The following is a 1,848-nucleotide window of genomic DNA, read 5'->3' as shown; positions in this document are numbered from 1 at the left end:
CTCGCCACTCGATAACTATACTTTCAAGGCACCGTCGCTCGACGAACCTGTCGAACCCGGTGATTTCGGCTCGATAATGGGCCGAATATAACGCCGCCGTTAATCGCGGCCTTGCTTTTAAAGGCCGTCGATTTAGACGGCTTAGTTAGAAGGTACTATTGCAACTTCCTTGACGAATCCCCAGGTATCTTCCGCTTTGATGTCACTATACTCCTTGTTCGAGTAGTCTCTATCGGGACGAAAGCGAATTGTAAACAATCCATTCCCATTGAATACGTGAGAAGTATCTTCTAATTCGAAATCAAGCTCACTAGCTGCTAAATATCCAGAGGCAGCATCATTACAACGCTGCATTAAAAAAGCGGAATTAACCTCTCTCGAAAGCTCAGTGTCATCAATAGTGCACACGAACTTAGCTGTATTCGACTCCAGATGAACATCGAAAACTATATCGTAACGATACACAACGTCACTAACTGAGGTACACCCCGAAAATACGGTGATAATTAAGATTAGAAATAATGAACGCATTTTTTATCCTTCTAACACCGCCGTTAATCGCGGCCTTTGTTTTTTAAGGCCGTCGATTTAGACGGCTTTGTTATGTTCTTATTACGGGCGACTTGGTGTCCACGTACCTACAAATGGGATACTGGAAAGCAGTAAACCAAGCCCTAGCCACATTAAAATAGCAACGATCGACCACAAAAAGAGTTGTTTTGAAACTTTCAAATACCTTGTTCCATCTCTTACTAACCCTGCGACCAAACAGCCTAACGCGGCTATAATACCGACCCAGGGAAGCAGGATACACAGTACAATTAAAGCCCAATGAAGGTTAGAATTTGATTGCGGAGATTTTGTCAGACTTTGATCACTCATGGGCCACACCTTTCCGAACATAACGCCGCCGTTAATCGCGGCCTTGCTTTTTAAGGCCGTCGATTTAGACGGCTTTGTTAAATGGGTTTGAACCACCCTACTTTGCATGGCATTTAGCCTCGGCTCGTAACAGCGCTATTGTTCATCGACAGTTTCGTCATACCGACGCTTAAGGTACTTAATACTAGCGTTAAGTTCCTTTATCTCAGACTGAGTGGCGACGTGTATCGTTTGAATCTGTTTGAGACAGCGATAGATGAGAAAAATAAAGATTGGCGCACCCAACCAGAAAACCGCCATCACAAGCTGCAATAGCTGGCCGACTCCTCCTAGCGTTGCCATGATGTGGTTCATACAATCGTCCCCATTTAACGCCGCCGTTAATCGCGGCCTTGATTTTTAAGGCCGTCGATTTAGACGGCATTGTTAGATGCTAATGACTGATTTTCACATCTGTACTCAACAAGCCTCGCATCTCCGACTTCCGTAGCGGTGTAAGTGACCGAAACAAAGCTAGAAATTGCTGTTTGGAGCCCGTTGTCTGTATCCGATTGCCCACCATCTCCGCTCAAATGTTCTGGCTTGGTCATTTCAGCTATTGTTGAGATCAGTGGCTCAGAGCCTGCGTTGCAATCTAAAAGTCGATCTATCTCAAGAACCCTAGGCAACATGTCCTTATACGCAACTGAAAGTGAAGACCACTGCCAAGCGTCCTGATTGAAGGTTACCTTGACCGAATGAGCACGAGTCTCAACATCTAATATTCCTGGCGTAGCAAAATCGTAAGTACTCGTATTTGAGCACCCGATAATCGATAGTGTGAAAATAATAGTGACTACCCGTAGCATTTCATATTTCCTCTCTGAGCATCTAACGTTTTCGTTTTGCGGCCGACGCGAAGCGAAGGCAGCAACAACGATTTGTTATATTCAACTCTCTAAGAAGCACGATCCCTCAGGTTAGGAA

The 1,848-nt window shown here is 44.9% G+C and carries 3 protein-coding genes; all 3 read right to left on the bottom strand.

Going from position 1 to position 1,848, the window contains the following annotated elements; all coding sequences use genetic code 11:
- Positions 1-141: 141 nt before the first annotated feature.
- The 3 genes from DFR27_RS12455 to DFR27_RS12440 all read right to left on the bottom strand — a co-directional run bounded on the left by DFR27_RS12455 (position 142) and on the right by DFR27_RS12440 (position 1,730).
- A complete protein-coding gene (locus tag DFR27_RS12455; protein WP_121877804.1) occupies positions 142-531 on the bottom strand; it encodes a hypothetical protein in 390 nt (129 codons plus the stop codon).
- Between the two features lie 486 nt (positions 532-1,017).
- Positions 1,018-1,236 (bottom strand): hypothetical protein, encoded by a 219-nt coding sequence (locus DFR27_RS12445; protein WP_121877802.1) that lies wholly within the window; start codon positions 1,234-1,236, stop codon positions 1,018-1,020.
- A 59-nt stretch (positions 1,237-1,295) separates the two neighbouring features.
- Entirely contained in the window at positions 1,296-1,730 is a 435-nt protein-coding gene (locus DFR27_RS12440) for a hypothetical protein (RefSeq protein ID WP_121877801.1), read from the bottom strand.
- Positions 1,731-1,848 lie beyond the last annotated feature (118 nt).

The organism is Umboniibacter marinipuniceus (genome assembly GCF_003688415.1).
Classification (GTDB): domain Bacteria; phylum Pseudomonadota; class Gammaproteobacteria; order Pseudomonadales; family DSM-25080; genus Umboniibacter; species Umboniibacter marinipuniceus.
The sequence above is the reverse complement of the archived record's forward strand: the minus strand, read 5'-3'. Positions and strand labels throughout refer to the sequence as shown.